Source organism: Nocardia sp. 149-1B (assembly GCF_057747975.1).
In genome coordinates this window covers 2728029-2753789 of record NZ_CM173233.1, presented here as the reverse complement: position 1 = coordinate 2753789, position 25761 = coordinate 2728029, and the positions used below count along the sequence as shown (strand labels likewise).

Annotated in this window: 25 protein-coding genes and 2 riboswitches; of the genes, 18 read left to right on the top strand and 7 right to left on the bottom strand. The window is 72.9% G+C overall.

The annotated features are described in order from the left end of the window. Window positions 1–2 precede the first annotated feature (2 nt). The 10 genes from AC3ANS_RS13240 to AC3ANS_RS13195 all read left to right on the top strand — a co-directional run bounded on the left by AC3ANS_RS13240 (window position 3) and on the right by AC3ANS_RS13195 (window position 8039). A complete protein-coding gene (locus tag AC3ANS_RS13240; RefSeq protein ID WP_488292057.1) occupies window positions 3–467 on the top strand; it encodes a cyclic nucleotide-binding domain-containing protein in 465 nt (154 codons plus the stop codon). Then, window positions 464–1321 carry an FAD/NAD(P)-binding protein gene (locus AC3ANS_RS13235; protein ID WP_488292056.1) on the top strand — a complete coding sequence of 286 codons (858 nt, stop codon included), beginning with the start codon at window positions 464–466 and terminating at the stop codon, window positions 1319–1321. Before AC3ANS_RS13240 ends, AC3ANS_RS13235 begins: the two co-directional genes overlap by 4 nt. Before the next feature lies 1 nt (window position 1322). Next, entirely contained in the window at window positions 1323–2132 is an 810-nt protein-coding gene (locus tag AC3ANS_RS13230; RefSeq protein ID WP_488292055.1) for an NADH-quinone oxidoreductase subunit B family protein, read from the top strand. Next, window positions 2129–3439 carry a Ni/Fe hydrogenase subunit alpha gene (locus AC3ANS_RS13225; protein WP_488292054.1) on the top strand — a complete coding sequence of 437 codons (1311 nt, stop codon included), beginning with the start codon at window positions 2129–2131 and terminating at the stop codon, window positions 3437–3439. Before AC3ANS_RS13230 ends, AC3ANS_RS13225 begins: the two co-directional genes overlap by 4 nt. Continuing rightward, window positions 3436–3909 (top strand): hydrogenase maturation protease, encoded by a 474-nt coding sequence (locus tag AC3ANS_RS13220; RefSeq protein WP_488292053.1) that lies wholly within the window; start codon window positions 3436–3438, stop codon window positions 3907–3909. The genes AC3ANS_RS13225 and AC3ANS_RS13220 overlap by 4 nt, the downstream gene beginning before the upstream one ends. Next, a complete protein-coding gene (locus AC3ANS_RS13215; protein WP_488292052.1) occupies window positions 3896–4120 on the top strand; it encodes a HypC/HybG/HupF family hydrogenase formation chaperone in 225 nt (74 codons plus the stop codon). The genes AC3ANS_RS13220 and AC3ANS_RS13215 overlap by 14 nt, the downstream gene beginning before the upstream one ends. Then, window positions 4117–5028 (top strand): DMT family transporter, encoded by a 912-nt coding sequence (locus tag AC3ANS_RS13210; protein WP_488292051.1) that lies wholly within the window; start codon window positions 4117–4119, stop codon window positions 5026–5028. The genes AC3ANS_RS13215 and AC3ANS_RS13210 overlap by 4 nt, the downstream gene beginning before the upstream one ends. Then, complete coding sequence (locus AC3ANS_RS13205) at window positions 5021–5815, top strand: DUF6390 family protein (RefSeq protein WP_488292050.1); 795 nt, start codon at window positions 5021–5023, stop codon at window positions 5813–5815. The genes AC3ANS_RS13210 and AC3ANS_RS13205 overlap by 8 nt, the downstream gene beginning before the upstream one ends. A gap of 169 nt (window positions 5816–5984) precedes the next feature. Beyond that, a complete protein-coding gene (locus tag AC3ANS_RS13200; RefSeq protein WP_488292049.1) occupies window positions 5985–7193 on the top strand; it encodes a hypothetical protein in 1209 nt (402 codons plus the stop codon). Between the two features lie 549 nt (window positions 7194–7742). Beyond that, window positions 7743–8039: a hypothetical protein gene (locus AC3ANS_RS13195; protein WP_488292048.1), complete on the top strand. Its 297-nt coding sequence runs from the start codon at window positions 7743–7745 to the stop codon at window positions 8037–8039. Window positions 8040–8166: 127 nt separating this feature from the next. Here the strand turns inward: AC3ANS_RS13195 and AC3ANS_RS13190 are convergent, their stop codons facing one another. Continuing rightward, window positions 8167–8811: a M23 family metallopeptidase gene (locus AC3ANS_RS13190; protein ID WP_488292047.1), complete on the bottom strand. Its 645-nt coding sequence runs from the start codon at window positions 8809–8811 to the stop codon at window positions 8167–8169. Window positions 8812–8951: 140 nt separating this feature from the next. On the opposite strand from AC3ANS_RS13190, the gene AC3ANS_RS13185 reads away from it, so the two are divergent. Continuing rightward, a complete protein-coding gene (locus AC3ANS_RS13185; RefSeq protein WP_488292046.1) occupies window positions 8952–11186 on the top strand; it encodes a glycoside hydrolase family 3 C-terminal domain-containing protein in 2235 nt (744 codons plus the stop codon). Between the two features lie 98 nt (window positions 11187–11284). Beyond that, window positions 11285–12052, top strand: coding sequence for a hypothetical protein (locus tag AC3ANS_RS13180; RefSeq protein WP_488292045.1), 768 nt, complete (start codon window positions 11285–11287; stop codon window positions 12050–12052). Window positions 12053–12167: 115 nt separating this feature from the next. On the opposite strand, the gene AC3ANS_RS13175 is transcribed toward AC3ANS_RS13180, so the two are convergent. The 4 genes from AC3ANS_RS13175 to AC3ANS_RS13160 all read right to left on the bottom strand — a co-directional run bounded on the left by AC3ANS_RS13175 (window position 12168) and on the right by AC3ANS_RS13160 (window position 17019). Continuing rightward, window positions 12168–12404: a DUF2249 domain-containing protein gene (locus AC3ANS_RS13175; RefSeq protein ID WP_488292044.1), complete on the bottom strand. Its 237-nt coding sequence runs from the start codon at window positions 12402–12404 to the stop codon at window positions 12168–12170. 67 nt (window positions 12405–12471) lie between these two features. Next, window positions 12472–15186, bottom strand: a complete 2715-nt coding sequence (locus AC3ANS_RS13170; RefSeq protein WP_488292043.1) for a multicopper oxidase domain-containing protein — start codon at window positions 15184–15186, stop codon at window positions 12472–12474. Continuing rightward, window positions 15183–16262 (bottom strand): hypothetical protein, encoded by a 1080-nt coding sequence (locus tag AC3ANS_RS13165; protein WP_488292042.1) that lies wholly within the window; start codon window positions 16260–16262, stop codon window positions 15183–15185. Before AC3ANS_RS13165 ends, AC3ANS_RS13170 begins: the two co-directional genes overlap by 4 nt. An 82-nt stretch (window positions 16263–16344) precedes the next feature. After that, entirely contained in the window at window positions 16345–17019 is a 675-nt protein-coding gene (locus tag AC3ANS_RS13160; protein ID WP_488292041.1) for a helix-turn-helix transcriptional regulator, read from the bottom strand. A gap of 62 nt (window positions 17020–17081) precedes the next feature. On the opposite strand from AC3ANS_RS13160, the gene AC3ANS_RS13155 reads away from it, so the two are divergent. Beyond that, entirely contained in the window at window positions 17082–18212 is a 1131-nt protein-coding gene (locus tag AC3ANS_RS13155) for a TIGR04053 family radical SAM/SPASM domain-containing protein (protein ID WP_488292040.1), read from the top strand. Between the two features lie 50 nt (window positions 18213–18262). On the opposite strand, the gene AC3ANS_RS13150 is transcribed toward AC3ANS_RS13155, so the two are convergent. After that, on the bottom strand, window positions 18263–19624 hold the full coding sequence (locus AC3ANS_RS13150) for an ATP-dependent 6-phosphofructokinase (protein ID WP_488292039.1): 1362 nt from the start codon (window positions 19622–19624) through the stop codon (window positions 18263–18265). A gap of 69 nt (window positions 19625–19693) precedes the next feature. Further along, window positions 19694–19887, top strand: a riboswitch (cobalamin riboswitch). A gap of 57 nt (window positions 19888–19944) precedes the next feature. On the opposite strand from AC3ANS_RS13150, the gene AC3ANS_RS13145 reads away from it, so the two are divergent. The 5 genes from AC3ANS_RS13145 to bluB are packed head-to-tail and all read left to right on the top strand — an operon-like array spanning window position 19945 to window position 24348. Then, window positions 19945–20793 (top strand): nitrite reductase, encoded by an 849-nt coding sequence (locus AC3ANS_RS13145; RefSeq protein ID WP_488292038.1) that lies wholly within the window; start codon window positions 19945–19947, stop codon window positions 20791–20793. Continuing rightward, a complete protein-coding gene (locus tag AC3ANS_RS13140) occupies window positions 20790–21455 on the top strand; it encodes a precorrin-8X methylmutase (protein ID WP_488292037.1) in 666 nt (221 codons plus the stop codon). Before AC3ANS_RS13145 ends, AC3ANS_RS13140 begins: the two co-directional genes overlap by 4 nt. After that, complete coding sequence (locus tag AC3ANS_RS13135; RefSeq protein WP_488292036.1) at window positions 21452–22960, top strand: precorrin-2 C(20)-methyltransferase; 1509 nt, start codon at window positions 21452–21454, stop codon at window positions 22958–22960. Before AC3ANS_RS13140 ends, AC3ANS_RS13135 begins: the two co-directional genes overlap by 4 nt. Further along, window positions 22957–23703 (top strand): cobalt-precorrin-4/precorrin-4 C(11)-methyltransferase, encoded by a 747-nt coding sequence (locus tag AC3ANS_RS13130; protein WP_488292035.1) that lies wholly within the window; start codon window positions 22957–22959, stop codon window positions 23701–23703. Before AC3ANS_RS13135 ends, AC3ANS_RS13130 begins: the two co-directional genes overlap by 4 nt. Window positions 23704–23709: 6 nt before the next feature. Beyond that, complete coding sequence (gene bluB / locus AC3ANS_RS13125; RefSeq protein WP_488292034.1) at window positions 23710–24348, top strand: 5,6-dimethylbenzimidazole synthase; 639 nt, start codon at window positions 23710–23712, stop codon at window positions 24346–24348. Here the strand turns inward: bluB and cbiE are convergent. Next, window positions 24323–25558, bottom strand: coding sequence for a precorrin-6y C5,15-methyltransferase (decarboxylating) subunit CbiE (gene cbiE / locus AC3ANS_RS13120; protein WP_488292033.1), 1236 nt, complete (start codon window positions 25556–25558; stop codon window positions 24323–24325). The genes bluB and cbiE overlap by 26 nt on opposite strands. A 27-nt stretch (window positions 25559–25585) precedes the next feature. Next, window positions 25586–25742: riboswitch (cobalamin riboswitch) on the top strand. The last annotated feature ends 19 nt before the right edge of the window (window positions 25743–25761 follow it).

The following is a 25761-nucleotide window of genomic DNA, read 5'->3' as shown; positions in this document are numbered from 1 at the left end:
CGATGCCGAGGATGACGATCGAGCAGTACCTCCCGCACCACCCGTTCCTCGCCGGGCTCGACGAGGACGCGTTGGCGCTGCTGGCCCGGTGCGCCACGCTCGTGCACTTCGCCCCGGGGAAGTACCTGTTCCGCGAGGGTGAGGCTGCCGACGCGTTCTACGTCCTGCGGACGGGGCGGGTCGCGCTGGAGACCCGGCTGGGCACCGGCCCCCAGGTGCTCGACACCGCCGATGCCGACGACGTGGTCGGGTGGTCGTGGCTGGTGCCGCCGTACCGCTGGACCTTCGACGCCCGCGCTGTGACCGACACCAGCGCGGTCGCGTTCGACGGCGTCTGCCTGCGAGCGAGGTGCGAAGACGACCCGGTGCTGGGCTACGCGCTGATGCGGCGGGTGGTCGACGTGATGTCGATCCGGTTGCACTCGGCGCGGGTGCGGCTGCTCGAGCTGTACGGCGGCCCGTCATGAGCACCGCCCCGCAGGTGACCCCGGACGCGACGGAGCACCCGATGGTGCCGCGGCGGTTCCGGGTCGCCTCCACCCGGCACGACAACCACGACACCCTGACCGTCCAGCTCGAGCCGTGCGACGGTGACCCGCTGGTCTTCGCGGCGGGCCAGTTCACGATGCTCCAGGTGTTCGGCGTCGGCGAGGTGCCGATCTCGATCAGCGGGGACCCGCGGGGCACCGGGGCGCTCCAGCACACGATCCGCGACGTCGGGTCGGTGTCGCACGCGCTGGCCTTCGCGGCACCCGGGCAGGTGCTCGGCGTCCGCGGGCCGTTCGGCACCGGGTGGGAGGTGGCCGACGCCAAAGGCGGCGACGTGGTCGTGGTGGCCGGTGGCATCGGCCTGGCCCCGCTGCGGCCGGCGCTGCTGGAGATCTGTGCCGAGCGCGGGGACTACGAGCGGGTCTCGTTGCTGTACGGCGCGCGCACCCCCTCGGACGTCCTGTTCGCCGACGACCTGCGCTCCTGGGCGGAGGACCACAAGATCACCGTCGAGGTGATCGTCGACCGGGGCGAGGCCGGGTGGGCCGGCCGGATCGGGCTGGTCACCCAGCTCATCGGCAAGGTCGCCTTCGGTGCCGACCGGCGGACGGCGCTGGTCTGCGGGCCCGAGGTGATGATGCGCTACTCCGCCGTCGCGCTGGTGGCTCGCGGCGTGGAGCCGTCGCGGATCCGCCTCTCCATGGAGCGCAACATGAAGTGCGGCATCGGCCTGTGCGGTCACTGCCAGCTGCGCGAGCTGTTCCTCTGCCTCGACGGCCCGGTGCTCCCGTTCGACCGCCTGGAGCCCCTGATGACCAGAGCGGAGCTGTGACATGACCGCCCGACCGAAGCTCGCCGTCTGGAAGTTCGCGTCCTGCGATGGCTGTCAGCTCACGCTCCTCAACTGCGAGGACGAGCTGGTCCCGCTCGCCGGCGAGATCGAGATCGCCTACTTCCCCGAGGCCACCCGTGCCGTGGTCGAGGGACCGTACGACGTGTCCCTCGTCGAGGGGTCGATCACCACGCCGGACGACCTCGAGCGGATCCACCAGGTCCGCGCGGTCTCGCGGCGGCTGGTGACGCTCGGGGCGTGCGCCACCAGCGGCGGCATCCAGGCCCTGCGCAACTTCGCCGATATCGCGGAGTTCCGCTCGGTGGTCTACGCCCACCCCGAGTACCTCTCCACGCTGGACCGCTCGACGCCCGTGGCGGCCCACGTCACCGTGGACTTCGAGCTGCGCGGGTGCCCGGTCGACCGGCACCAGCTGCTCGAGCTGCTGGCGGCCGAGCTCACCGGGCGCCGGCCCCGGATCCCGACGTACAGCGTGTGCGTGGAGTGCAAGCGCCGCGGCTCCGTGTGCGTGATGGTCGCCGACGGCACCCCCTGCCTGGGGCCGGTCACTCAAGCCGGGTGCGGTGCGCTGTGCCCGGCGTTCTCCCGCGGCTGCTACGGGTGCTTCGGCCCGCAGGACACGCCGAACACCCGCTCCGAGGCGGACCGGCTGCGCGCGCTCGGCATGGACGAGGCCGAGGTCCTGCGGGTCTTCCGCACGTTCAACGCCGCCTCGGAGCCGTTCCGTCAGGAGAGCCGACGGCACGAGCCGCCTCGCTCGGAGCCCACACGGCAGGAGGTGACGCGATGACGCACAAGCTCACCGACGGCGGGCGGGTCCTGCAGGTAGGCGCGCTGGCCCGGGTCGAGGGCGAGGGCGCGATGCGGATCTCCTTCCAGGACGGCGACGTGGCCGAGGTGCAGCTGCAGATCTACGAGCCACCGCGGTTCTACGAGGCGTTCCTGCGCGGGCGTGCGCACACCGAGCCGCCCGACATCACCGCCCGCATCTGCGGCATCTGTCCGGTCGCCTACCAGACCAGCGCCTGCTGGGCCGTCGAGGACGCCTGCGGGGTGGAGGTCACCGAGCAGATCCGTCTGATGCGCCGCCTCCTCTACTGCGGGGAGTGGATCGAGAGCCACGCCCTGCACGTCTTCCTGCTCCACGCCCCGGACTTCCTGGGCTACGACGGGGCGATCGAGATGGCGGCCGACCACCCCGCCGTGGTCGAGCTCGGGCTGCGGTTGAAGAAGGCGGGCAACACGCTGATGGAGCTGGTCGGCGGGCGCTCGGTGCACCCGGTCAACGTGCGGGTCGGTGGCTTCTACCGCTTCCCGCGGGCGGCCGAGCTGCGCGGGTTCCGCCCGGTGCTCGAGCGCGCCCTCGACGACGCCGTGACGGCCGTGGAGCTCGTGTCGGGCTTCGAGTTCCCCGACTTCGAGCAGCCCCACGAGTACGTCGCGCTGCGGGCCCAGGAGGGCTACCCGATCGAGTCCGGCTCGGTGGTGTCCACCGCCGGGCGGTCGTTCCCGGTCGGGGAGTTCGCCGAGCGGATCGAGGAGGTGCACGTCGCGCACAGCAACGCGTTGCACGCCCGGCTCGTGGGCAGCACGGCGCCGTACGTCGTGGGGCCGCTGGCCCGCTACAGCCTCAACTCCGATCGGCTCTCCACGCTCGCCCGCGATGCGGCGCGGGACGCGGGGCTCGGCGAGACGTGCCGCAACCCGTTCCGCTCGATCGTCGTGCGCGCCGTCGAGATCGTCGAGGCGTGTCACGAGGCGCTGCGGATCATCGACGGCTGGGTCGACGGGTCGCCGCCGGCGGTCGACGTCCCGCCGCGGGCGGGGGAGGGGTACGGCGCCAGCGAGGCGCCCCGGGGCACGTTGTTCCACCGCTACGTGCTGGACGCCGCGGGCATCATCCGCGACGCGCAGATCGTCCCGCCGACCTCGCAGAACCAGGCGAGCATCGAGGCCGACCTGCGGGCGATGGCCACCGCCTGGGCCGGCCTCGACGACCATGCGCTGCAGCACCGGTGCGAGCACGCGATCCGCAACTACGACCCGTGCATCTCGTGTGCGACCCACTTCCTGGACCTGAGGGTGGAGCGGTCATGACCGCCCTGGTCGTCGGGCTCGGGGACCCGGCACGCGGTGACGACGGGGTCGGGGTGGCCGTGGCGCGCGGTGTGGCGGCACGGGCCCTGCTGGGGGTGTCGGTCAGGGTGCACCGCGACCCCACGCTGCTCATCGACCTGTGGCGCGGCTACGAGCCGGTCGTGGTGGTGGACGCGGTGCGCTCCGGCGCGCCCCCCGGCACGGTGCACCGTCTCGTCGTCGGTGCCGTGCAGTCGGTGCCCCCGTCGGCGTCCTGGGCATCCACCGGCCGCGGCACCCACGCCTTCGGGCTCGCGGCCATGGTCGAGCTCGCCCGGGCGCTGCGGCGGCTGCCGGAGGACCTGGTGATCATCGGTGTCGAGGCCTCGTCGTTCGGTCACGGGGAGCAGTTGTCCGAGCCGGTGCGGGCCGTGGTGCCCGCGGTGGTCGAGCGGGTGGTCGAGGAGGTGCGCAGCCGTGTGCCTCGGTGACCTCGGCGAGGTGCTGCGGGTGCGCGCTCCCGCGGAGGCCGACGTGCGCGTCGGCACCCGGACCCTGACGGTGTCCCTGCTGACGCTCACCGGCGACGAGGACCCGGCGCCGGGCGACTGGCTGCTCGTGCACTGCGGCTACGCGCTGGCCCGGCTGACCGCGCAGGAGGCCGCCGATGCGGAACGGATCAGGGAAGGGAGCCCGCGATGACCGCGAGGATGCGGGGGATGACGCTCGCGCTGTGCACCGCTCTGGTGAGTGGCGTCTCGGTGTGGGTGAACGCCTCCGGGGTGAGGGAGTTCGACGACGCAACGGTCTACACCACTGCCAAGAACCTGGTGGCGGCGACGGTGCTGGTCACAGTCGTCGCGGTCACCGGCCGGAGCCGGGTGCGACTGACCCGCCCCGCCGGGCCCCGGCAGTGGCTCGGGCTCGCGGTGGTCGGTGTCGTCGGAGGCAGCGTCCCGTTCGTGCTGTTCTTCGAGGGCCTGGCCCGAGCCGGGTCCACGGACGCGGCGCTCCTGCACAAGACGCTCGTGGTGTGGGTCGCGCTGCTCGCCGTCGCGCTGCTCCACGAGCGGCTGCGGTGGGGGCACTGGCTGGCCATCGCGGCGATCCTCGCCGGGCAGGCGGGCCTGCAGGGCGGGATCCCCACCGCGGTCGGTGGCCCCGAGCTGCTGATCCTCGGTGCCACCGTGCTGTGGTCGGTCGAGGTGGTGGTGGCCAAGCGGCTGTTGTCCGAGCTCTCGTCGTGGACGGTCGCGGTCGCCCGGATGACGGTCGGGTCGGGGGTCCTGGTCGGCTGGCTGGCCGTGCGGGGCGACCTCGCGCCCCTCGGGTCCCTGAGCCGCTCGCAGGTCGGGTGGGTGCTGCTGACCGGCCTGCTGCTCTCGGCGTACGTCGGGACCTGGCTGGCCGCGCTGGCGCGCGCCCAGGCCGTCGACGTGACCGCGGTCCTGGTGCTGGCCGTCCCGGTGACGGCGGTCCTGCAGGCCGTGGCGGACGGCGCCGGCCTCGGCACCCAGGCCGGCTGGCAGCTGCTCCTGGTCGCCGGTGCCGGGCTGGTGTGCTGGCTGGGCGTGCGGCCGCACCCCCAGGAGGTCAGGACGCGTGGCTGAGCGGAGGAGCGGCATCGCGACCGACAGCGGCCCGCTGCGGTTCGCTCGCTATGCCTACCCGCCCAACGCGCTCGGATACTGCGGCCCGGACGCGGCGGACCAGCTCCTGGAGCAGGCCGCCGCCGGTGCCGACGACCCCGACCTGAGGCGGCTGCTGCGCGGCTTCGAGGGGGCGTGGCCCTACCTCGAGCTGATCGCGGTCGCGAACGGTCTGCGGGACCCGCTGGACGCGCGGGTCGTCGAGGCCTACTGGGTGGGCAACGCGCTGCTCGACCGGGTGGGGCCGCGGCTGCTGGGGGACTCCGTGGAGGACAGGTTCCGTACGCGCACGTCGCGGCGGTCCTGGGCGCACCTCGCGGCGGTCGTCCCGGAAGGGGCCGTGCCTCACCACTCCTTCCACGTGCTGGGCGTCTACCCCTGGGTGGGGCTGCTGCGCGGGGGCCGCGGTGGCGACGAGCCGTTGCGGGTGATGGACCGGTGCCGGGTGCGTTGGGGCCAGGTGCTGGCGACCACGGGCCCGACCGCCGTGGTCCGCTCGCAGCCGCTCGCCTGGGACGGGCGTCACCTCACGCTCGCCGCCCCGGTCGAGGAGACGGCGCTGCTCCGCGTCGGCGACCGCGGCCTCGCCGGGACCGTCGAGCCCGGCGACTGGTGCTCGCTGCACTGGGACTGGGTGTGCGAGCGGCTCGACGTCCGGCAGGTGGTCACCCTGCGCCGCCGTACCCTCGACCAGCTCGCGGTCGTCAACGCGGTCACGGCGGCCACGCCGCTGGCTCTGCTCGGGTGACGACCGGCTCAGGTTGTGATGAGTTCGGCAGCAAGGTGAGAGTTCGGCAAACAGTTTGGGTGAAGGGCGCCAATTTCGGCCCCATCCGCGATCGGGTCGGAACCGGTTCAAGCGCTGAACGCGGCGTGTCATGGCGAGATCGGGTGTCTCTGAACCGTGGGCAGGCACCATGACTGTCATGCTCGGGGTAGGCGCCTGTACGTCATCTTCTCGTCGCACCTTCTCGGCGCGCGCGGCTGTTGCCGCGCTGACGGTTGTGCTCCTCGGAGGCACGTCGGCGTGCACGAGCAGCGCTCCGCCCGCCGACTCGGGGCCGATCACCGAGTCGGCGACTCCAACCTCGTCACCGCAGCACACGGATCAGCAGATCTCGATCCACACGGTTGGCAGGTTCCATCTGGCCGGCAGAGTGGTGGGGCCGCTGGCGGTCGACGGTCAACGCGTCGCGTTCCCTTTCAGCAAATCGGTTGACGTCGACTGGGACCGCGTCGGCACCGTCGACCTCGCCGACGGGTCGCGGCGAACGGTGGCCCGGAGCCAGTGGTCCACCGGGCTCATCAACTGGGTTGCCGTCACCGGCGACTGGATCGCTTGGGTCGATCAGAGCCACCGGCAAGGCGAAAGTGACCCCCGGGTGCTGTGGCGCGTGTGGGCGCTCAACACCTCCACCCACGAGCGGCGCCTTCTCGCCTCCAACGGGACCAATCCCGACCCGTACGTGCCCCAGATTCACGGGCGCGGCGACTACTTCTTCTGGACGCAGGCCGAGGCGGATCGGTCGGCCCGCGAGAAGGCGTGGCGCATCGACTCCACGCAGCCGCCCCGGGATCTGCTGCGGCACAATGAGATGACCCCCGGGAGCGAGAGCGCAGCAGACGAGCAGTTGATCTACTTGGGTCCCGCCGGCGACGGCAGTCACCGCCACACCGTCGGCGGTGACTGCTGGAGCCTGCCGCTCGACGGGTCTGCGGACCCACGTCCCCTCACGAGTTCCGCACTCGCCATGGGCTGCGCCGCCGCCGGAGACTCCGTGGTGTGGACCGAGCACATCGACCCTGCCGGCCCTCTGCCGGACGACGGCGTGTTGGACGACCCCTACGAGGTTCACGCCTCTCCGGTCGAGACGAGCTCGGACCGCCTGCTCCACCGGGGCTACTTGCCAACCGGGTACCCGGTCACCGGGGCGGACTTCACCGTGTGGCACAGCTACCAGGGCGCGCCCGTGGTCCACAGCCTGACCTCGAACGCAGCCGCGAAGCTCCCTTCGCTGGCAGACGGCGGACGCCTGACCTCCGACGGGGGTCAGATCGTCGCCTACAGCACCGCCGCGGGACCGGACGCCACGCTCACAGTCGTTCGGGTGCAGATCCAACCTTGACGCGAGCCCGCAGCCGGACGGCGTGGCCCCCGGCGGGCGAACGACCGGGACCGTCAGGCACTGAGCTGCCACCCGGGACGACGACACGCCCGGGGTTCCGCAGACGCCCAACCAGACGCTCCCTCAACTGGCACTCTGAACGTTCTCCGCCCCACAAGGAACCGTTCGTTGCAGGAAATCGGCGCCGCTGGCGACTGTTTGCCGAACTCTGCAAGGTGTGATGGATGGGTCAAAGCCCACCTGACCGTCCAAGTTGGGCCGCCGCCAGATCCGGCACCGGCGCGCGCTGCCGCGTGTCGCGTACGGGCGAGGCGGGCTCTGTTCGGAAGATCGCGCCCCCGTGCCGCAACCGTCGGGCATGATGCTTCGTCTGACGGTCATGAAGCCCCTACTCGCCGCGCTCGTGCTCCTGCCGCTCTTGGCTGCCTGCGGCGCGGACCAACACGCCTCAGGCCAACTCCGACGGCGGTGGAACCGCCCCTGAGCCATGACGAGGTAGCCAAGGCGGAGGCAGTCGCCCGCCAGGTGGCGGAGGATCAAGGGGCCTCCGTGTCGAGCGCTTCGGTCATCGCCCGGTCGGGGACCGTCAAGGACTCGAACACCGGCCACCCCTGCACGTCGGGTCGCCAACTCGAGATCCTGCTGATCGGCGAGTTCCCGCACACGGTCACGACCAGCCATCCGGTGGCGCCCGGCAGCCCGGCGCCCGACTTCACGGTTCGGGCCATGGGCATCACCGTCGACGCCGAGACTGGCCGCGCCTGTTTGATCGGCGTGCAGACCGGAGACAACGGCGCCATCAAGCCCCCGGCGGGCTCAACTACTCTCTCGGTCGGTCAGAGGTAGCGCCCATTCTCGCGCATCGGGGCTGACCCGCCGGTCCCGAACCCGACGCTGGTCCTCCTGAGCAGGAGGGTGCTGCGACGGTCAGCCGCAGCACTTTCACCCATCGCATCACACCTTGCTGCCGAACTCAGCCTGTGACGACCTCGGACTCCTCGGGGAGGGTGGGTCCGCCGGAGGTGCCGAACGCGATGGGCAGGCCTCGGGCACGCTCCCAGTCGGTGCTGTCGGTCGCCTGCAGGTGGACGTGTGGCTCGGTGCTGTTGCCGGAGTTGCCGCACGCACCGAGGACGTCGCCCGTCCGCACGTGGTCGCCGACGGCGACCCCGACGGAGCCCTCCCGCAGGTGGGCGACCAGGACGAACGGCCCCTCGGGGCCGATCGCGACCACGACGTGGTTGCCGGCGAGGGCCGCCGGCCCACGACGGAGCCGGCGCGCCTGGCCGAGCGCGTAGGGGACCAGCGTCAGCTGGGACCGCCGGGCCACGTGGTCGGGCTCCCCGTCGTGGGCGCCCACGACCCGGCCCGCGCACGGAGCCAGGACCGGTACGCCGAAGCCCACGAACCTCTCGGGCGGCTCGGTGGCCAGCACGGCGCGCCAGCTCCGCGGCCCGGACCGGCCGTGGGTGTCGACGGCGATGAAGTCGATGGCGTACGTCGTGCCCATCAGGTGGGTGCCGTGGCTGGGCACGCGTCTCGCGGGGCTGTTGCGCGCCCGCCACCGACCGGTGAACGGGTAGGCGAGCACGAGCGGACCTCGCGCGGCGACGGCCATGGCCCAGTCTGGCACCCGGCCAGCGGCCGCGTGAGCACCGCCACCCTCACCGGCGCCGTGACCGGCACGGGTGCTGGACGTTACGACAGCGACACCTTCGCCGCCCGGCGTCCGACCCGACACCATCGAGGAGACCTGACATGCGCCGACCCCGTGGCCGACGGATCCTTGCGCTGGTGGCGGCGCTGGCGGCGGTCGCGGCCCCGGCCGGGCTGGTCGCCGGTGCCGGCACCGCGCCGGCCGCCGCGGCGGCCGACCCGTGTGCGGCGTGGATGGACGCCTCCGACTCCGCCGACCACCGCGCGGACGCACTGGTGGCGGCGATGACGCTGGACCAGAAGCTGCACATGCTCACCTTCGGCGACCCGCCGTGGTTCACCTACTGGGGTACGGCGGGCCACGTCGACGGCATCCCCGGGCTCTGCATCCCCGACCTCGTGCTGAGCGACGCCGGGTCGGGTGTCGCGGGCCTGCAGATCGCCACCACGGTCTTCCCCTCCGGGGTGGCGCAGGCCGCCACCTGGGACCCGGGCCTGCAGCGGCGGATCGGCAGCACCATCGGCGCCGAGGCCTTCGCCAAGGGCATCAACGTGATGCTCGGGCCCGGCATGAACATCGCCCGCACGCCGTACAACGGCCGCAACTTCGAGTACTTCGGCGAGGACCCCTACCTGGCGGCCAGCACCGCCGTCGCGGTGATCAGGGGCATCCAGTCGCACCCGGTGCTCGCGGACGCGAAGCACTTCGCGTTCAACAACCAGGAGACCGACCGGATGACGGTCGACGCCCACGTCGACGAGCGCACCCGGCGTGAGATCTACCTGCCGGCGTTCGAGGCCGCGGTGAAGAAGGCCCACGTCGGCTCGGTCATGTGCGCCTACAACAGGGTCGGCGGCACGTACGCGTGCGAGAACCCCGGCCTGCTCACCGGCTACCTGCGCCACGACTGGGGATTCGACGGCTTCGTGGTCTCCGACTGGGGCGCTGTGCACTCGACCGCGCCGTCGGCGCGCGCCGGTCTCGACCTCGAGATGCATGCCTTCGCGGCGGGTGTCCCGGCGACCCCGGTGACCGGCAGCGCCGGCCGCTACTTCGGCGCCGACCAGCTCAGGGCCGCGATGGCCGGAGGCGCACTCAGCCAGGCGCGCATCGACGACATGGTGCGCAACATCGTGCGCCCGATGTTCGAGCACGGTCTCTTCGACGACCCGGTGGCGCCGGGCGCGGCGCCGTTCCTCTCCGACGTCTCCACGCCCGCGCACCTCGCGGTCGCGCGTCGCGCCGCCGCGGACGCGACGGTGATGCTGAAGAACCGTGCCCACCTGCTCCCGCTCGACGCCGTCGACGGCGGCCGGACCATCGCGGTCATCGGCTGGGCCGCCAACCCGGTCGGTGCGGCCAACGCGGTCTCCGGCGGCGGGTCCTCGCACGGCAGCGGCCTGCCGCCGCGGGTGGTCTCGCCGCTCGAGGGCATCACCACCGCCGCCCGCGAGCACGGCGACCGGGTCGTGTACGTCGAGGGCTCCAGCGTCGCCGACGCCCGGGCAGCGGCTGCGGTCGCCGACGTTGTGGTGGTCGTCGCGACCGACGGGTCGACCGAGGGCAGCGACCGTGCGGACCTCGGCCTGCGCCCGGAGGCGTGCCTGACGGTGTTCTGCCAGGCGATCCCGGTCGAGCAGGAGGACATGATCGCCGCGGCGACGGCAGCGAACCCGAACACCGTGGTCGTGCTCGACGTCGGCGGTCCGGTGCGGATGCCGTGGCTGGATGACGCCGGGGCGGTGCTGGTGCCGTGGTACGGCGGGCTCCAGCACGGCAACGCGCTCGCGGACGTGCTCTACGGCGTCCGCGAGCCCGGCGGCCGCCTTCCGCAGACGTTCCCGGTCGACGAGGCGCAGCACCCGTTCGCGCCGACGGCGTACCCCGGCGTGAACGGCAAGGAGACCTACGACGAGGGGCTGCTGGTCGGCTACCGGTGGTACGACGCCACCGGGACGACGCCGCTGTTCCCGTTCGGCTACGGCCTCGGGTACACGACGTTCGGCTTCCGCGGACTCCGGGTCGACCCGGCCGGCGACGGCGCCCGGGTCAGCTTCGTGGTGCGCAACACCGGGCGCCGCGCCGGAGCGGTCGTGCCGCAGCTGTACCTCTCCGCCCCGGCGCGTGCCGGTGAGCCGCCGCAACAGCTCAAGGGGTTCACCAAGCTGACGCTGGCGCCGGGGGAGTCCCGCCGGGTGAGCCTCGACCTCGACCGGCGTGCGTTCTCGGTCTGGAGCACCCGCCGCGACCGGTGGGTCGTGACGCCGGGGAGCTACGGCATCGCGATCGGCACGTCCTCGCGCGACCTGGTGCTGCACGGACGCCTCGACCGCTGAAGGCTCTGTGTGACCCAGGTCACCGGCCGGTCCAGGATAAACACGAGTATGGTCGTTACAAATGTGCTAACGCGCGTACTTCGTGGAGAGGCAACGTCATGGGTCTGGTCATCTACTCCGACTTCGGTTCCCCGGCCGGCTACCTGGCGAGCCGCAGGGCCGACGTGCTCGGCGCGGCCGGTGTCCGGGTCGACTGGCGTGCGGTCGAGACGAACCCCCGGGCGCCGGTCGGCGCCGCGCCGCTGGGTGTCTCGGGCCGGGAGGCACTCGAACGCGACCTGGCGGCACTGGGAGACCTGCTGGTCCCGGGGGAGGAGCTGCCCCGGTCGCTGCCGGCCTTCGGGCTCAACACCCGTGGGGCGGTCGCCGGCTACGCCGAGGCGCGGGGAGCCGGCGTCGCGGACGACGTACGCCGCCTGCTCGTCGCGGCGTACTGGGAGCGGGGACTCGACATCGGCAACCCCGAGGTGCTCCGCCGGCTGCTCGTGGGGCCGATGCTGCGCGGCCACTCCACGTCGGTGCCGTTGAGCGAGTTCGGCCTCGCGGTCAGTCCCAGCCGGGGTCCGATCACCATGGGGGCGTTCCGTCGCATCCGGGACTGGTCGTCGCAGTGGCAGGCGCACGTGGCGGCGATCCCGCCGCTGGCGCCCACCCTGGGGCTGGTGCTGGTCGTCGACGGCTCGCTGCCCGTGGCCGGCGAGACGGCACTGCGGCGGCTCGAGAAGGAGATCGATCGGGCCGATGCCGCCCTCGACCCGGCGCTGCCCGATCCGGGTCGGTTCCCCCAAGTGGCGGACGCTCCTGACCTGCCGTGGATCTCGGCGAACGGCGGGCACCAGCGACATGCCTGGATGATCCCGGCCTGACCCCCGGCGCTCGCCCGGTCTCTGACCCTCGCCACTTCTGGCCCACCGGCTCGCCCCTGCGAGCGGGTGGGCCAGAGCTGTGTCCAGCTGGAGCTGGGTCCAGCCGGGACGATGTCTAGGGGGCCTCGACGCGTCCGATGCGGACCCGCCAGACCTCGGGGCCCTCCTCGAGGTAGTCCCAGGCGAACTGACCCTGGTGCTCGGCGGCCAGCTGGTAGTAGAGCGGCTTGGGGTCGTGGTCGTTGACCAGGACGAAGCCGTCCCCGGGGTTGAGGTCGTGGTAGGTGCTGAAGATCAGCTCGTGGCGGCGTGCCGGGATCTCCTCGCGGACGTCCAGCTGGCGATCGGTCATGCTCGTCTCTCCTTGGTCGGTGAACTGCTGACAATAAACACGATATCAACCGTGTTTAAAGATCCACTCACCGCGTGACGTTGAAGAAGCCGTGCGCACCGCGCTCCGCGTCGACCATGAGGTGCGACACGAAGGGGTAGTGCCCCGGCTCGTGGAACGCGAGCTCGACGAACCCGCCCTGGGCGGGCCCGAGCGAGAGCACCTGGCTGGCACCGTGCTCCGGGTTGTCGCGTCGCAGGAGGTAGGCGCCCTCGGCGAAGACGGTGTCGAACTGACCGCCCACGACGTGGAAGTCGCTGGGACGGTTGGGCCCGGCGTCGAGCACCCAGATCCGCACCCGGTCGCCGACCTTCACGTCGAGCTGGTCGTGGTCGTACTGGTTGGCGTAGCCGTTGAAGACCACGGCGTCGGGCCGCTCGCCCATCACCTTCGTCGCGTCGGCCGGGCCACCCTGGTCGCCGAGGTAGAGCTCGGACTGCACCATGAGGAAGCTCTTGTCGACCCGGGGCAGGTTCGGCGGGTCGATCACCACGGCGCCGAACATGCCGTTCGCGATGTGGACGGACATCGGCATCGTCGAGCAGTGGTAGAGCCAGATGCCGGAGTGGGTGGCCGTGAACCGGTAGGTCAGCGACCCCCCGGGTGCGATCGTGCGCATCCGCTGGTCCGGTGCCGTCTCCCCGGCGTGGAAGTCGATCGAGTGCCCCATCTGCGTGTCGTTGACCAGCCGGATGACGAACCGGTCGCCGACCTGCCCGTGCAAGGTGGGGCCGGGCAACGTCCCGTTGTAGGTCCACAGCTGTTGACGCACGCCTGGCGCGACCTCGGCCTGCACGTCGGAGACCCGGAACGTACGACGATGCACCCGTGACGCCTCGACCGGGGGCAGGACGGGGTCGTGCGCCCGGAAGCCCGGGCCGGGGGACGCACCGGGATCGAGCTCGGCCGCGACGCCACCGGCGGTGTCGCTGGTGCCGCCGCCGGTGCCGTCGCTGGTGGAGTGGGAGTGGTCCATCCCCGGCATTCCCGCCATCGAGGAGTCGGGCTCGGCCCGGGCGGCGTCGGCCAGCCCGGTCACGCGCACGTGGAAGACCATGCCCATCTGCCGGTGCCCCACGACCGAGCACCAGCCCTCGATGTCACGACCTACGACGCCGACGTCCACGACCGTGCTCTCGCCCGGCGAGAGCCGGCCGCTGTCGGCCCCGGAGTCGAGCACGAGGTCGTGGACGTTCGAGTCGTCGGTGTTGGTCAGCTCGATCACCAGGCGGTTGCCCGCCGGCACCTGCACGGTGTCGGGGGTGAACCGCATGTTCGCCGCGCTGACCTCGACGCGCGTCGTCTGACCCGTCGGAGCGATGCCTCCCGCCGACGACTCGTGCTTGGTCCCGGCCAGCGCGCTCGGGTCCACGGCCACCCCCGTGGCGACGGCGAGCACGACCAGGGCGACGCCGGTCGCGGCGAGGCCGGTGAGCTGACCTCGGGGACGGTCCGCGGCCACCGGCGCGGGCCCGCCGCGTCGCCCCGCTGGCGCGGCCTCCACCGGCTGCTGCCGCGCCCGGCGCGCGGCCCGGAAGGCGCGGAACATCAACGGCAGGAAGGCCGCCAGCGCCGCGAGCACGGCCGCGGAGACCACGACCCGCACGGGGCTCGGCGCGGGCAGCAGGAAGACGACCAGGCCGGCGTTGATGACCGCGACGCGCAACGCGCCGCCCCGGTCCATCTCGACGTTCGCCGCCCGGGTCCCGGACGGACCCCGGCCGACGACGACCGGGACCAGGTAGGACATCGCGCCGAGCAGCACCTGCGCGCCGAAGCCGGCAGCCAGGCCCGGGGTCAGCGCGCTGGCCAGCTCGTGGGCGTCCATCCAGCTGGGCGCGACGATGACGCCCACCCCGAGGGTCGTGACGAGCACGGCCAGCCACGCGATCGCGGCCGCGACCGACCAGGTGGCGTAGTGCATCGGGGGCTTGGTCCGGGCGACGCTCACGAACGGCCGGGCGAGCAGGCCGAGCGCACCGGCGTACACGAGCAGGCCCACGCCGGTCAGGGGGCGTACGTCGGCGAGGCAGCCGGCCACGCCCAGCAGCAGCCCGGCGAGCAGAATCGGCAACGCGCGCCGGGCGGTGTGCTCGGCGCCCTCGGCGATCCGGGTGCGCAGCATCGTGGGCCAGAGCGTGACCACCGTGCCGAGCACGGTGAGACCCATCCAGCCGAGCACGTTGACGATGACGTGGGCGAGCATGATCCGCACGTGCCACTGCTCGGAGAGCCCGCGGGCCATCAGGACGCCGAACAGTGCCCCCAGAGGGAGCAGCGCGGCGGACGCGACGTAGTAGCGGACGGTCACGGCGAAGCGTGAGCCCAGGCCGTGCCGCAGCTGGACGACCAGGGACACGGCGTGCCAGCCGGCGGCGAGAGCGACCGACGACGCACCCACGGCGGCGACCTCCCACCGCTCGGTGGGCACCGCGACCACGACGAGCAGCGCGCCTGCGTTGCAGAGGAACAGGCGGACCGAGCGGGTGCGGTAGGCCGTCCGCGTGGGGGCGTTGTGCAGCAGCGCGTCGGCGAAGTGCTGGCTCCAGACCAGGATCGAGTGGGTCACCGCCCCGAGCAGGAACAGGTGGATCAGCAGCCAGCGCGGCGCCGGCAGGTCACGGTGCAGCAAGGACACGACGACGACCGCCATCAGCCACAGCAGCGCGGGAAGGTCGCGCAGTGGTGAGAACCCTCGGCGGGCGGTGCCGGTCGGCCGGCTCCCGGACACGGTGAGGCTCATGCTGCGACCTTCGTCGCGACCTTCGTGCTCGGACGTCGTGCCGCGGTGAGCACCGACCAGGCGCTGAGCGCGAAGAACGACAGCAGCGCGACCACGTTCGCGGCCCCGCCGATCTGCCAGGCCAGGTGCACGTCGAGGGCGTCGCCGAGCCACAGCCGCAGCGCCAGCGAGGCGTGCAGCAGCACCAGCGGCGCCCACAGCACCGTCCGGTAGGGCAGCGGCCGGCGCAGGACCGCGGGCAGGATCACCGGCGCGTGGGCCATGATCATCGAGATCGTGAAGCCGAGGAACGTCGCGTGGATGACGACGTCGTACGCCGGGCCGGACAGCGCGGCGCCACTCAGCATCCAGGTGCCGGCGGCGACCAGCAGCCAGAAGTAGCCGGCCAGCATGCTGGCGGCCATGAACCTGGTCAGCCCGGCTCGCCGTACGGTCCGCCAGGCGACGTCGTGGGCGACCAGCCAGCCGGTCAGTCCGGCGAGCGCGAGGCCGAGCAGCGGGTAGCCGGCGGTCGGCCACAGCAGGGACGCGACGGTCGCGGCCATCAGGCCGGTGGACAGCAGCACCAGGGTCGGACCCGCACTGGGCCCCATGGCGAGCCGGGCCAGCTCGAGACGCTCCCCGGCGATGGTGAGCACCAGGAAGCCGGCCAGCCAGGGGACCAGCAGCGCCATGTCGGTCCCGCCGATCCACATCGCGGCCGCGCCGGCGCCGAGGACCGCGCCGAGTGCCTGCACGAGCACGGCGTCGTCGCGCTGGCGGCGCCACAGCGGCACGTAGAGGAGCGTCATCGCCAGCATCCCGAGCAGCAGGCCGGTCTTCCCGACGGCCAGCGGGACTGGGGCGAGCAGCAACAGGCTGCCGGCGCCGAGCAGGCCCGGGGCCAGGTAGCCGAGTGGCCGGGCGAGTGCCACGGCGCGCTCGAGGCACACCAGGGTGCCGACGAAGCCGAGCGCCATCAACATCCCGTGCACGTCGGGCAGCCGGTCGGTGGTCACCGGCGCCGGCACCCCGATCAGCAGCAGTGCGGCGTCGAGCCCGGCCAGCATCGCCAGGCCGGCCGGGATCAGCAGCACGCCGCGCGGGCTCGAGGTCCGACCTGGACGGGGCCTATTTGTCACAAGGAAAGTGTAAACAATTAGGCGAGGTTCGGCGAGTTCAGGTCGCCCGTCGCGGACGCAGGCTCGCCACGCACAGGTTCGGGGTCACGAACGGTTGCAGCGACGTCGCGACCACGGGGGCGTCGAGCTCCTCCAGGGCGCCCTGCATCAGGCCGAGGTGGATGGCGCAGACCACGTCGGTGTGCTTCGTGGCGACCTCGCGGAACGGGCAGCGGTGCAGCTGCACCTCGACGCCGGACTCGGTCGCCTGTGCTGTCGGCTGGAACCCCACCGCGTCCAGCAACCGCTGGAGGCGGGCGACCGCCTCGTCCTCGTCCATGCGCTCCGACGGCGCGGCGCGTTCGATCAGGTGACGCCCCCACGCCTTGCCGAGGTCGACGGTACTGGGCCCGGCATCCTTCAAGGAGGAGACGAAGCCGGTCAGCATCTCCGCCAGCAGCTCATAGCTGCGCGGTCCGACCGCGGGGCCCTCGGAGGAGTAGAGGATCCGCGGGCGCCCGGGTGTGTCTCGCGGCTCGGTCGTGCGGTCCGCGAGGCCGTCCTCGACCAGGCTGTCCAGGTGGAACCGCGCCGTGTTCACGTGCAGGCCCATCGCGTCGGCGACCTCGGCGACGGACATCGGCTGGTCGGCCTGGCGCAGCAGCTCGAGCACCTCGGTGCGCCGGCCGGGCGGCAGCTGGGCGGGCGGATCCGCGAGCGTCGGTCCCGTCATGCCATGATTGTCACACGCACCATTGTTAGAAACAACATGCCCCGAACCCTGGAGGGTGGCCGATGGCTCCCGAGAACGTCCGCCGGCAGGCCGTCCGCGAGCGCCGGGTCCGCAACGCGTGGATGGCTGAGACCGACTTCGACCGCGCGCCGTTCACGATCGCCTGGGAGGTCACCCGCGCCTGCGCGTTCTCCTGCGTGCACTGTCGCGCGGATGCGCAGCACCGGCGCGACCCCGCGGAGCTCACGACCGAGGAGGGCTTCGCCCTCATCGACCGGCTGACCGAGTTCGGCTCCCCGATCCTGGTGTTCACCGGCGGCGACCCGATGATGCGCCGCGACCTGTTCGACCTCATCGAGTACGCCGACGCGGCCGGACTGCGCTGCTCGCTGACGCCGACCGCGACCGCCCTGCCCACGGTCGCCCGGCTGCGTCGGGCCCAGGAGGCGGGCGTACGCCGGATCGCACTCAGCCTGGACGCGCCCTCACCGGAGGTGCACGACGACTTCCGCAAGGTCGCCGGGTCCTGGGAGCGGACCATGACGATCCTGCGCAACGCCCAGTCGCTGGGCATCAGCACGCAGGTCAACACCACGGTGACGACCCACAACGTGGACCTGCTCCCCGAGATGGTCACCTTCGTGCAGGAGGTGGGCGCGGTGCAGTGGAGCGTCTTCTTCCTGGTGCCGATGGGACGAGGACAGCAGCTCAGCATGATCAGCCCCGAGCGCCACGAGGAGGTCTTCGCCTGGCTGCACGAGCTGTCGGTGACCGGCGGCTTCGACATCAAGGCGACCGCGGCGCCGATGTACCGCCGGGTGGCCGCCCAGCGCAGCGCCGGCGGTTCCGCGACCGGCGCCGGGTTCGCCTTCCACGACGGGCTCGACCGCCCGACGCAGGGCGTCAACGACGGGCGCGGGTTCCTGTTCATCTCCCACCTCGGCGACGTCATGCCCTCGGGGTTCCTCCCGATCTCCGTCGGCAACGTGCGGCGTGACGACGTGGTCGACCTCTACCGCAACGACCCGCTGTTCCGGGGGCTGCGCGACCCCCAGCGGCTGACGGGCAAGTGCGGCGCCTGCGAGTTCCGCGAGGTCTGCGGCGGGCAGCGCGGTCGGGCGTACGCCGTGACAGGTGACCCGTTCGCCTCCGACCCCGCCTGCGCCTACGTGCCCAGCGGCTGGACCGCCTGATGGGCCGAGTCGGCGGCTGACCGACTCGCCGTTGGGGGGAGCGATCGCCCTCAGGTGAACTGGTGCGGCTGCCCGGTCGTCTCCAGCACCGACAGCCACAGGTCGCCCTGGGGGTCGACGTGGTTGCGGCGGCTGACCGCCAACGGCATCGGGATGTGCACGAACCGCCGGCGGCGGCGCCCCACGAGCACCTCGGTGCGGCCGGCCATCGCCGCGTGCACGGCGGCGTGCGCGAGCCGCAGGCAGTAGGCGCTGTCGAAGGGGTTCGCCGGGACGCTGCGGATCGAGTAGCTCGGGTCGAAGTAGCGGACGTTGTGCTCGAGACCGTGGGCGTCGAAGTCCTCGACGATCTTGCGTCGCAGCAGCCGGCCGATGTCGCCGAAGCGGATGTTGCCGGACGCGTCGGTCCCCGGAGCCTCGGTCTCGATGTACTGCTGGCCGGCGCCCTCGGCCACGACGACGACCGCATGGCCGCGGCTCTGCACCCGGGTGCGCAGGTGAGCCAGGAAGCCGTCGGGTCCATCGAGGGTGAACGGCACCTCGGGGATCAGCACGTAGTCGACGTCGTCCTTCGCCAGCGTCGCGTAGCAGGAGATGAACCCGGAGAAGCGGCCCATCAGCTTGACCAGGCCGATGCCGCCGGGGGCGGAGCGGGCCTCGACGCTCGCGGACTGGATCGACTTGGTGGCCTCGGCGAGCGCGGTCTGGAACCCGAAGCTCTGGTCGATGTGGGGGATGTCGTTGTCGATGGTCTTCGGGATCCCGACCACGGCGACCTTGAGACCGCGCTCGGTGACGACGCGGACGATCTCCATCGCGCCGCGGATCGTGCCGTCGCCGCCGATCACGAACAGGATGTTGATGTTGAGCCGCTCGAGGGCGTCCACCATCTCCTCGGGGTCCTGGCCGCCGCGCGAGGTGCCGAGGATCGTGCCGCCCTCGTCGTCGATGCGCTGGACGTTCTCGGGCGTCAGGTCGAGCACGTCGTCGCCGAACGACGGGATCATGCCGCGGTAGCCGTTGCGGAACCCCACGATCCTGGTGACGCCGTAGTGGCGAGACAGCTCCAGCACGAGTCCGCGGATCACGTCGTTGAGGCCGGGGCACAGACCGCCGCAGGTCACGATGCCGACGCGGGTCTTGGAGGGGTCGAAGTAGATCTTCTTGCGAGGACCGCCCGGCTCGAGGCTCGGGAGCTGGTCGATCGGCACGCCGCGCATGCTGGCCAGCGCGACGGTGTCGTCGAAGAGCAGCCGGTCCTCCTCGACCACCGAGTGCTGCGTCGTACGCCGCGACATCAGCGTCTCCGCCAGGGGCGAGTCCACCCGGCACGGCCCCAACGTCCGCACGATCAGGTCCTCGGCGGTCACGCCGTCGGAGATCAACGGGCTGGCTTCGTCCTCAGGCGTCACGACAGCAAACGGTATCGGCCGCCCGCCGTCGGGCACCGGCAGGCCGACGGACCGCGAGATGGGGCACGCGGTACCCTCCGTGCAGCCAGTCGTACTCCGCCACACGGAGTCAGGGAATCCGGTGCGAATCCGGAGCTGACGCGCAGCGGTGAGGGGACGGGACGGACACGCCGGCAACGGCAGCCACTGGGGCACCTGCCCTGGGAAGGCGTCCGCGCCCGGTTGATCCGAGTCCGAAGACCTGCTGGCCCTGACGACGCCCGTCGTCGGGTCACAGTGGGTCCCGCGAACGGACCCGGACTCAGAACGTGGTGACTCCCGTGAACCGTCTTCGTCCCGACCGCTGCCCCGGCGCGCTGCGCCCCTGGCCCGCCGACGACGGGCTGCTCGTGCGGCTCCGTCTCCCGGGTGGGCACGTGCGCTCCACCTCGCTGCGCGCGCTCGTCGACCTCGCCGAGGAGTACGGCGACGGCCACGTGCACGTGACCGGCCGCGCCAACCTCCAGGTCCGCGCCCTGCCCGGCGCCGACGACCTCCCGGGCCACCTGCCCGACCACGTGCTCGGCGCGGTGGAGGCCACCGGCCTGCTGCCGAGCCGCGCCCACGACCTGGCGCGCAACATCATGTCCTCGCCGCAGACCGGCCTGGCCGGGGGACGGGTCGACCTGCGACCAGCCGTGGCGGAGCTCGACCGTGAGCTGTGCGCCGACCCCGACCTGGGCCGCCTCCCGGGCCGGTTCCTGTTCGTGCTCGACGACGGCCGCGGAGACCTGGTCGAGCGGCCGTGCGACCTCGGACTCGTGGCGCTCGACGCCGACCGCGCCCAGCTGCGCATCGGTGACGGCTGGGGTCCGGTCATGCTGCTGGCCGACGCACCCCGGCGGCTCGCCGACCTGGCCCGGCGCTTCCTCCAGGTCCGGGGTGCCGGCGACCGCGTGCCGTGGCACGTCCGGGAGCTCACGGCGCCCCTGGTGCCGGCGTACCCACGGCATCCGGACCTGCCGCCGCCGCTGCCGGCGCTCGCGTTCGGGCCGGTGCCGGGCGGGACGCACGTGCCGGTGCCGGACACCGGGCTCGGCCGCGGCGCCGTCGAACGCCTCACCGCCGCGGCGCCGGAGCTCATCGTCACGCCCTGGCACGGGGTGCTCGTCCCGGGGGAGGCCCGATGAGTGCGCCGCGCCGGCCCGGCCGGCACTTCCAGTACGCCGACCGCGGCGCCGACATCTACCTCGAGTCGTTCGCGACCATCCGGCGCGAGGCCGACCTCGCGACGGTGCCGGCCGGCGCCGAACGGCTCGCGGTGCGGATGATCCACGGCAGCGGGCAGGTCGACCTCGTCGAGGACCTCGTCATCGACCCGCGCGTCGTGCCCGCCGCCCGGGCCGCACTCGAGGCCGGGGCGCCGATCCTGTGCGACGCGACGATGGTGATGACCGGCGTCACCCGCAGCCGCCTGCCGCTCGACAACGAGGTGCTCTGCACCCTCAACGACCCGCGGGTGCCCGGCCTCGCCCGGGAGTGGGGGACCACCCGCACCGCGGCCGCGGTCTCCTTGTGGGGGCCCCGGCTGGAGGGTGCGGTAGTGGCGATCGGCAACGCGCCGACCGCGTTGTTCCACCTGCTGGAGATGTTGATCGACGGGGCGCCCCGACCGGCCGCGATCGTCGGCTGCCCGGTGGGGTTCATCGGCGCCGCCGAGTCCAAGCAGGCCCTCGTCGACCTGGCGCCGGCGTACGCCATCGACATCCCGTACGTGACCGTCCGCGGCCGCCGCGGCGGCTCCGCGATGACGTCCTCGGCCCTCAACGCACTGGCCCAGGAGGAGGAGTGAGGACCGGCCGGTTCAGCGGTGTCGGCGTCGGCCCCGGCGACCCCGAGCTGATCACCCGCAAGGCGGCGCGGCTCATCGAGCAGGCCGACGTCGTGGCCTACCACGCCGCCGCCGGCAAGCGGTCCAACGCGCGCCGGATCGCCGCCGGCCTGCTGCCCGACGGCGTCCTCGAGGAGGAGCTGACCTACCCGGTGACGACCGGGACCACCGACCACCCGGGCGGGTACGCCGGCGCGATGGCGGAGTTCTACGAGGAGGCGGCCGCGCGGCTCGCATCGCACCTGGACGCCGGGCGCGACGTGGTGCTGCTCGCCGAGGGCGACCCGCTGTTCTACGGCTCCTACATGTACATGCACGATCGGCTCTCGGCGCGCTACGAGACCGAGATCGTCCCGGGGGTGCCGGCGTTCCTCGCGGCGACGGCGTACGTCGCCAGCCCCCTCGTGCGGCAGGACGACGTGCTCACCGTGTTGCCCGGCACCCTGCCCGAGCCGGAGCTCGCGCGCCGGCTGGCCGGCACCGACGGGGCGATCATCATGAAGCTCGGCCGGACGTTCCCGGCCGTGCGCCGCGCGCTGGCCGCGGCCGGCCGGCTCGAGCATGCGCTGTACGTCGAGCGCGCCTCGATGCCCGAGCAGCAGTGGCGCCCGGTCGCCGAGGTCGACGCCGACACCGTGCCGTACTTCTCGCTGATCGTGGTCACCGGCGACAGCCGCAACGGGCGCCGGTCCCGCGACGACGTGACGGCGCCCGATCTGTCGACACCCGTGGCGGAGAGCACCGAGCTGCTGGTCGTCGGTCTGGGCCCGGGACCCGACGGCTGGCTGACCCCCGAGGCGAGCACGGCGCTGGCGGAGGTCGACCACGTGGTCGGCTACGGCCCGTACGTCGACCGGGTGCCGCAGCGCGCCGGCCTGACCCGGCACGCCTCGGGCAACACCGTCGAGGTCGACCGGGCCCGGGTCGCGCTGGACCTCGCGTTGCGCGGCGAGCGGGTCGCGGTGGTCTCCGGCGGTGACGCCGGGGTGTTCGGGATGGCGGCCGCGGTGTTCGAGGCCGCCGAGGACCCGGCGTACGCCGACGTCCGCGTGCGGGTGCTGCCCGGCGTCAGTGCCGTGCAGGCGGTGGCCGCCCGGGCCGGTGCTCCGATCGGCGCGGACTTCGCGGTGCTCAGCCTCTCGGACCGGCTCAAGCCGTGGGAGGTGGTCGAGCGCCGGCTGCGCGCGATCGCCGAGGCCGACCTGGTGCTCGCGATCTACAACCCCGCCTCGCGATCGCGCACCGACCAGGTGGCGACGGCCCGGAAGTTGCTGCTCGAGCACCGCAAGCCCGACACGGTCGTGGTCGTCGGTCGCGACGTCGGCCGGGCCGAGGAGTCGCTGACCGTGACCACGCTCGGCGAGCTCGATCCGGCCACGATCGACATGAGGTGCCTGCTGATCGTGGGTGCCTCGGCGACGCGGGTGTCGGCCGCGGGCGTGTGGACCCCGAGGTACGTCCGGTGAGCGTCCACTTCGTCGGCGGCGGTCCGGGCGCCGCCGACCTGCTCACGGTCCGGGCGACGCGGCTGCTGGCGGCTGCGGATGTCGTGCTCTACCCGGGGACCTACCTCGACCCGGGCGTCCTCGAGCACTGCGGGCCCCGGGCTCGGCTCGTCGACACCCAGGACCTCGACCTCGACCAGATCACCGTGGAGCTCGTGGCGGCTTCGCGGGCGGGGGAGCAGGTGGTGCGGCTGACGTCCGGCGACCCGTCCCTCTACTCGGCGCTGCACGAGCAGACCCGGCGGCTCGACGCCGCGGGCGTGAGCTGGCAGGTGACGCCGGGCGTGCCGGCGTTCGCCGCCGCCGCCGCGCTGGTCGGCCGCGAGCTGACCGTGCCCGAGGTCGCGCAGTCGGTGGTGCTCACCCGCACCCGCGCCCGCTCGACGCCGATGGGTCCGGGGGAGTCGCTCGCGGGCTTCGCGGCGACGGGCGCCACGCTGGCGCTGCACCTGGCGATCACCCGCATCCGCGAGCTGATGGCCGAGCTCGCCGACGTGCTCGGCGCGGACTGCCCGGCGATCGTCGTGCACCGCGCCAGCCAGCCCGAGGAGCTCGTGCTGCGCGGCACGGTCGGCACGATCGCCGACCTCGTCGAGGACGCCGGGCTCCGGCAGGCCGCGGTGATCCTCGTCGGCCGGGCGCTCGCGGACGACCTGTCCGCGGCCGAGTCGTTCCTCTACAGCCCGGCCCGCGACAGGACCTGAGGACACATGGATCTGTACGACGCCATCGCCCGCCGCCGCGACACCCGCGCCGAGTTCACCGGGCCACCGCAGCCCGATGTCCTGGAGCGCGTGCTGAGCGCTGCGCACCGGGCACCCAGCGTGGGCATGTCGCAGCCGTGGGTGTTCGTCACCGTCCGCGACCCCGACACGCTGCGGGCGTTCCATGCCCACGTGGAGGACGAGCGGCAGGTCTTCGCGTCCTCGCTGGCCGGCGAGCGGGCCGAGACGTTCGCGCGCATCAAGGTCGAGGGCATCGTCGAGTCCGGCCTCGGCGTGGTGGTCGGCTACGACCCGACGACCGCGGGGGAGCAGGTGCTCGGCCAGCACGCGATCGCCGACACCGGGCTCTACTCGGTGTGCCTGGCGATCCAGAACCTCTGGCTGGCCGCGACCGCGGAGGGGCTCGGCGTGGGGTGGGTCAGCTTCTACCGCGAGGAGTTCCTCCGCGACCTGGTCGGCTTCCCCGAGCACGTGCGTCCGGTGGCGTGGCTCTGCGTCGGCGAGGTCGACGCACTGTCCGACGTACCTGACCTCGAGCGCTTCGGCTGGCGTGGCCGCAGCCCGCTCTCGGCGGTGCTGCACGACGAGCGCTACGGCGTCAGAGGACCAGGCACAACTGGGTGACGGTGCGCGCCGGCGTCCAGCCGGTGAAGCCGCCCACCGGGGCGGTCGTCTCGACGGCGATCCGGGTGAGCTCGCCGCCGTGGGCGCGGTGGGCGCCGGCGAGCAGCTGTTCGGTCTCCAGCGTGACGCCGTGCACGACGAGGCGTCCCCCGGGGCGCAGGGCGGCGAGGCAGGCGTCGAGAACACCCGGGCGGGTGGCGCCGCCGCCGATGAACACGGCGTCGGGAGCCGCGAGCCCTGCCAGTGCGTCGGGGGCGCGGCCCTCGACGACGGTGAGGTCGGGCACGCCGAGAGCCCTTGCGTTGACAGCGATCCGCGCCGCGCGGGTGGGGTCGGTCTCGACCGCGGTCGTGCGACAGGTGGGGTGCGCGCGCATCCACTCGATGCCGATCGACCCGGCGCCGGCACCCACGTCCCACAGGTGCTGTCCGGGCACCGGTTGGAGCCGGGCAAGGGCCGAGGCGCGCAGGTCGCGCTTGGTGAGCTGGCCGTCGTGCTCGAAGGCGTCGTCCGGCAGGCCGGCGACCCATGCTGAACGCAGACCCGCACCGTTGACAGGGATCTGCACCGCCAGCACGTGCAGGGCCGGCACCTCGGAGGCGGGTACGTCGAGCCACTGCGCGGCCGGCCGCGTCGTCCGGGTCTCGCGCCCGCTGCCCAGGTCGGCCAGCAGCGTCACCTCCGCGTCCGAGTGCCCGGACTCCACGAGCAGCTCGGCCACGACGGCGGGTGCCTCGGGCCCCGACGTGAGCAGCAGCATCCGACGACCCGGCGCGACCTCGCGCAGCAGCCGGGCCTCGTGGCGGCCGACGAGCGTGACGACCACGGACTCCTCGGCCGACCAGCCCATGCGGGCCCGGGCCAGTGCGACCGACGACACCGCGGGGAGCACCCGCACGACGTCAGGACCCCACGCGCGCACCAGCGTGCTGCCGATCCCCGAGAGCATCGGGTCACCCGAGGCCAGCGCCACGGCCCGGCGACCCCGCAGCTCCTCCCGCAGCGCGGGGAGCGAGTCCGCCAGCGGGGACGGCCACGTCCGGCGTACCTGCCCGGCGACCTCGGGCACCTCGGCCAGGTGGCGGGCGCCGCCGAGGAGCACCTCAGCGTCCCTCACCAGAGCGGCCGCGGCGTCGTCGAGCAAGCCGTCCGCGCCGACGCCGACAACGGTGATCTCCGGTCCAGGGTGCGGATGTGTCGGGTCGGGCACGGACGGGACGCTATCGTGACGCCCACACACGTGAGGTGCCCCTGCGGCCCAGCCACCGGAAACGGTGGGGACGGACAACGGGGAGAATCTGGGAAGCCGGTGAGAGTCCGGCGCAGGCCCGCTGCGGTGAACCGAGCACTCCTTCGGGGAGTGACCCGGCAAGTCCGAAGACCGGCCTCGCGTGGCCAGCACCACCCATGGCC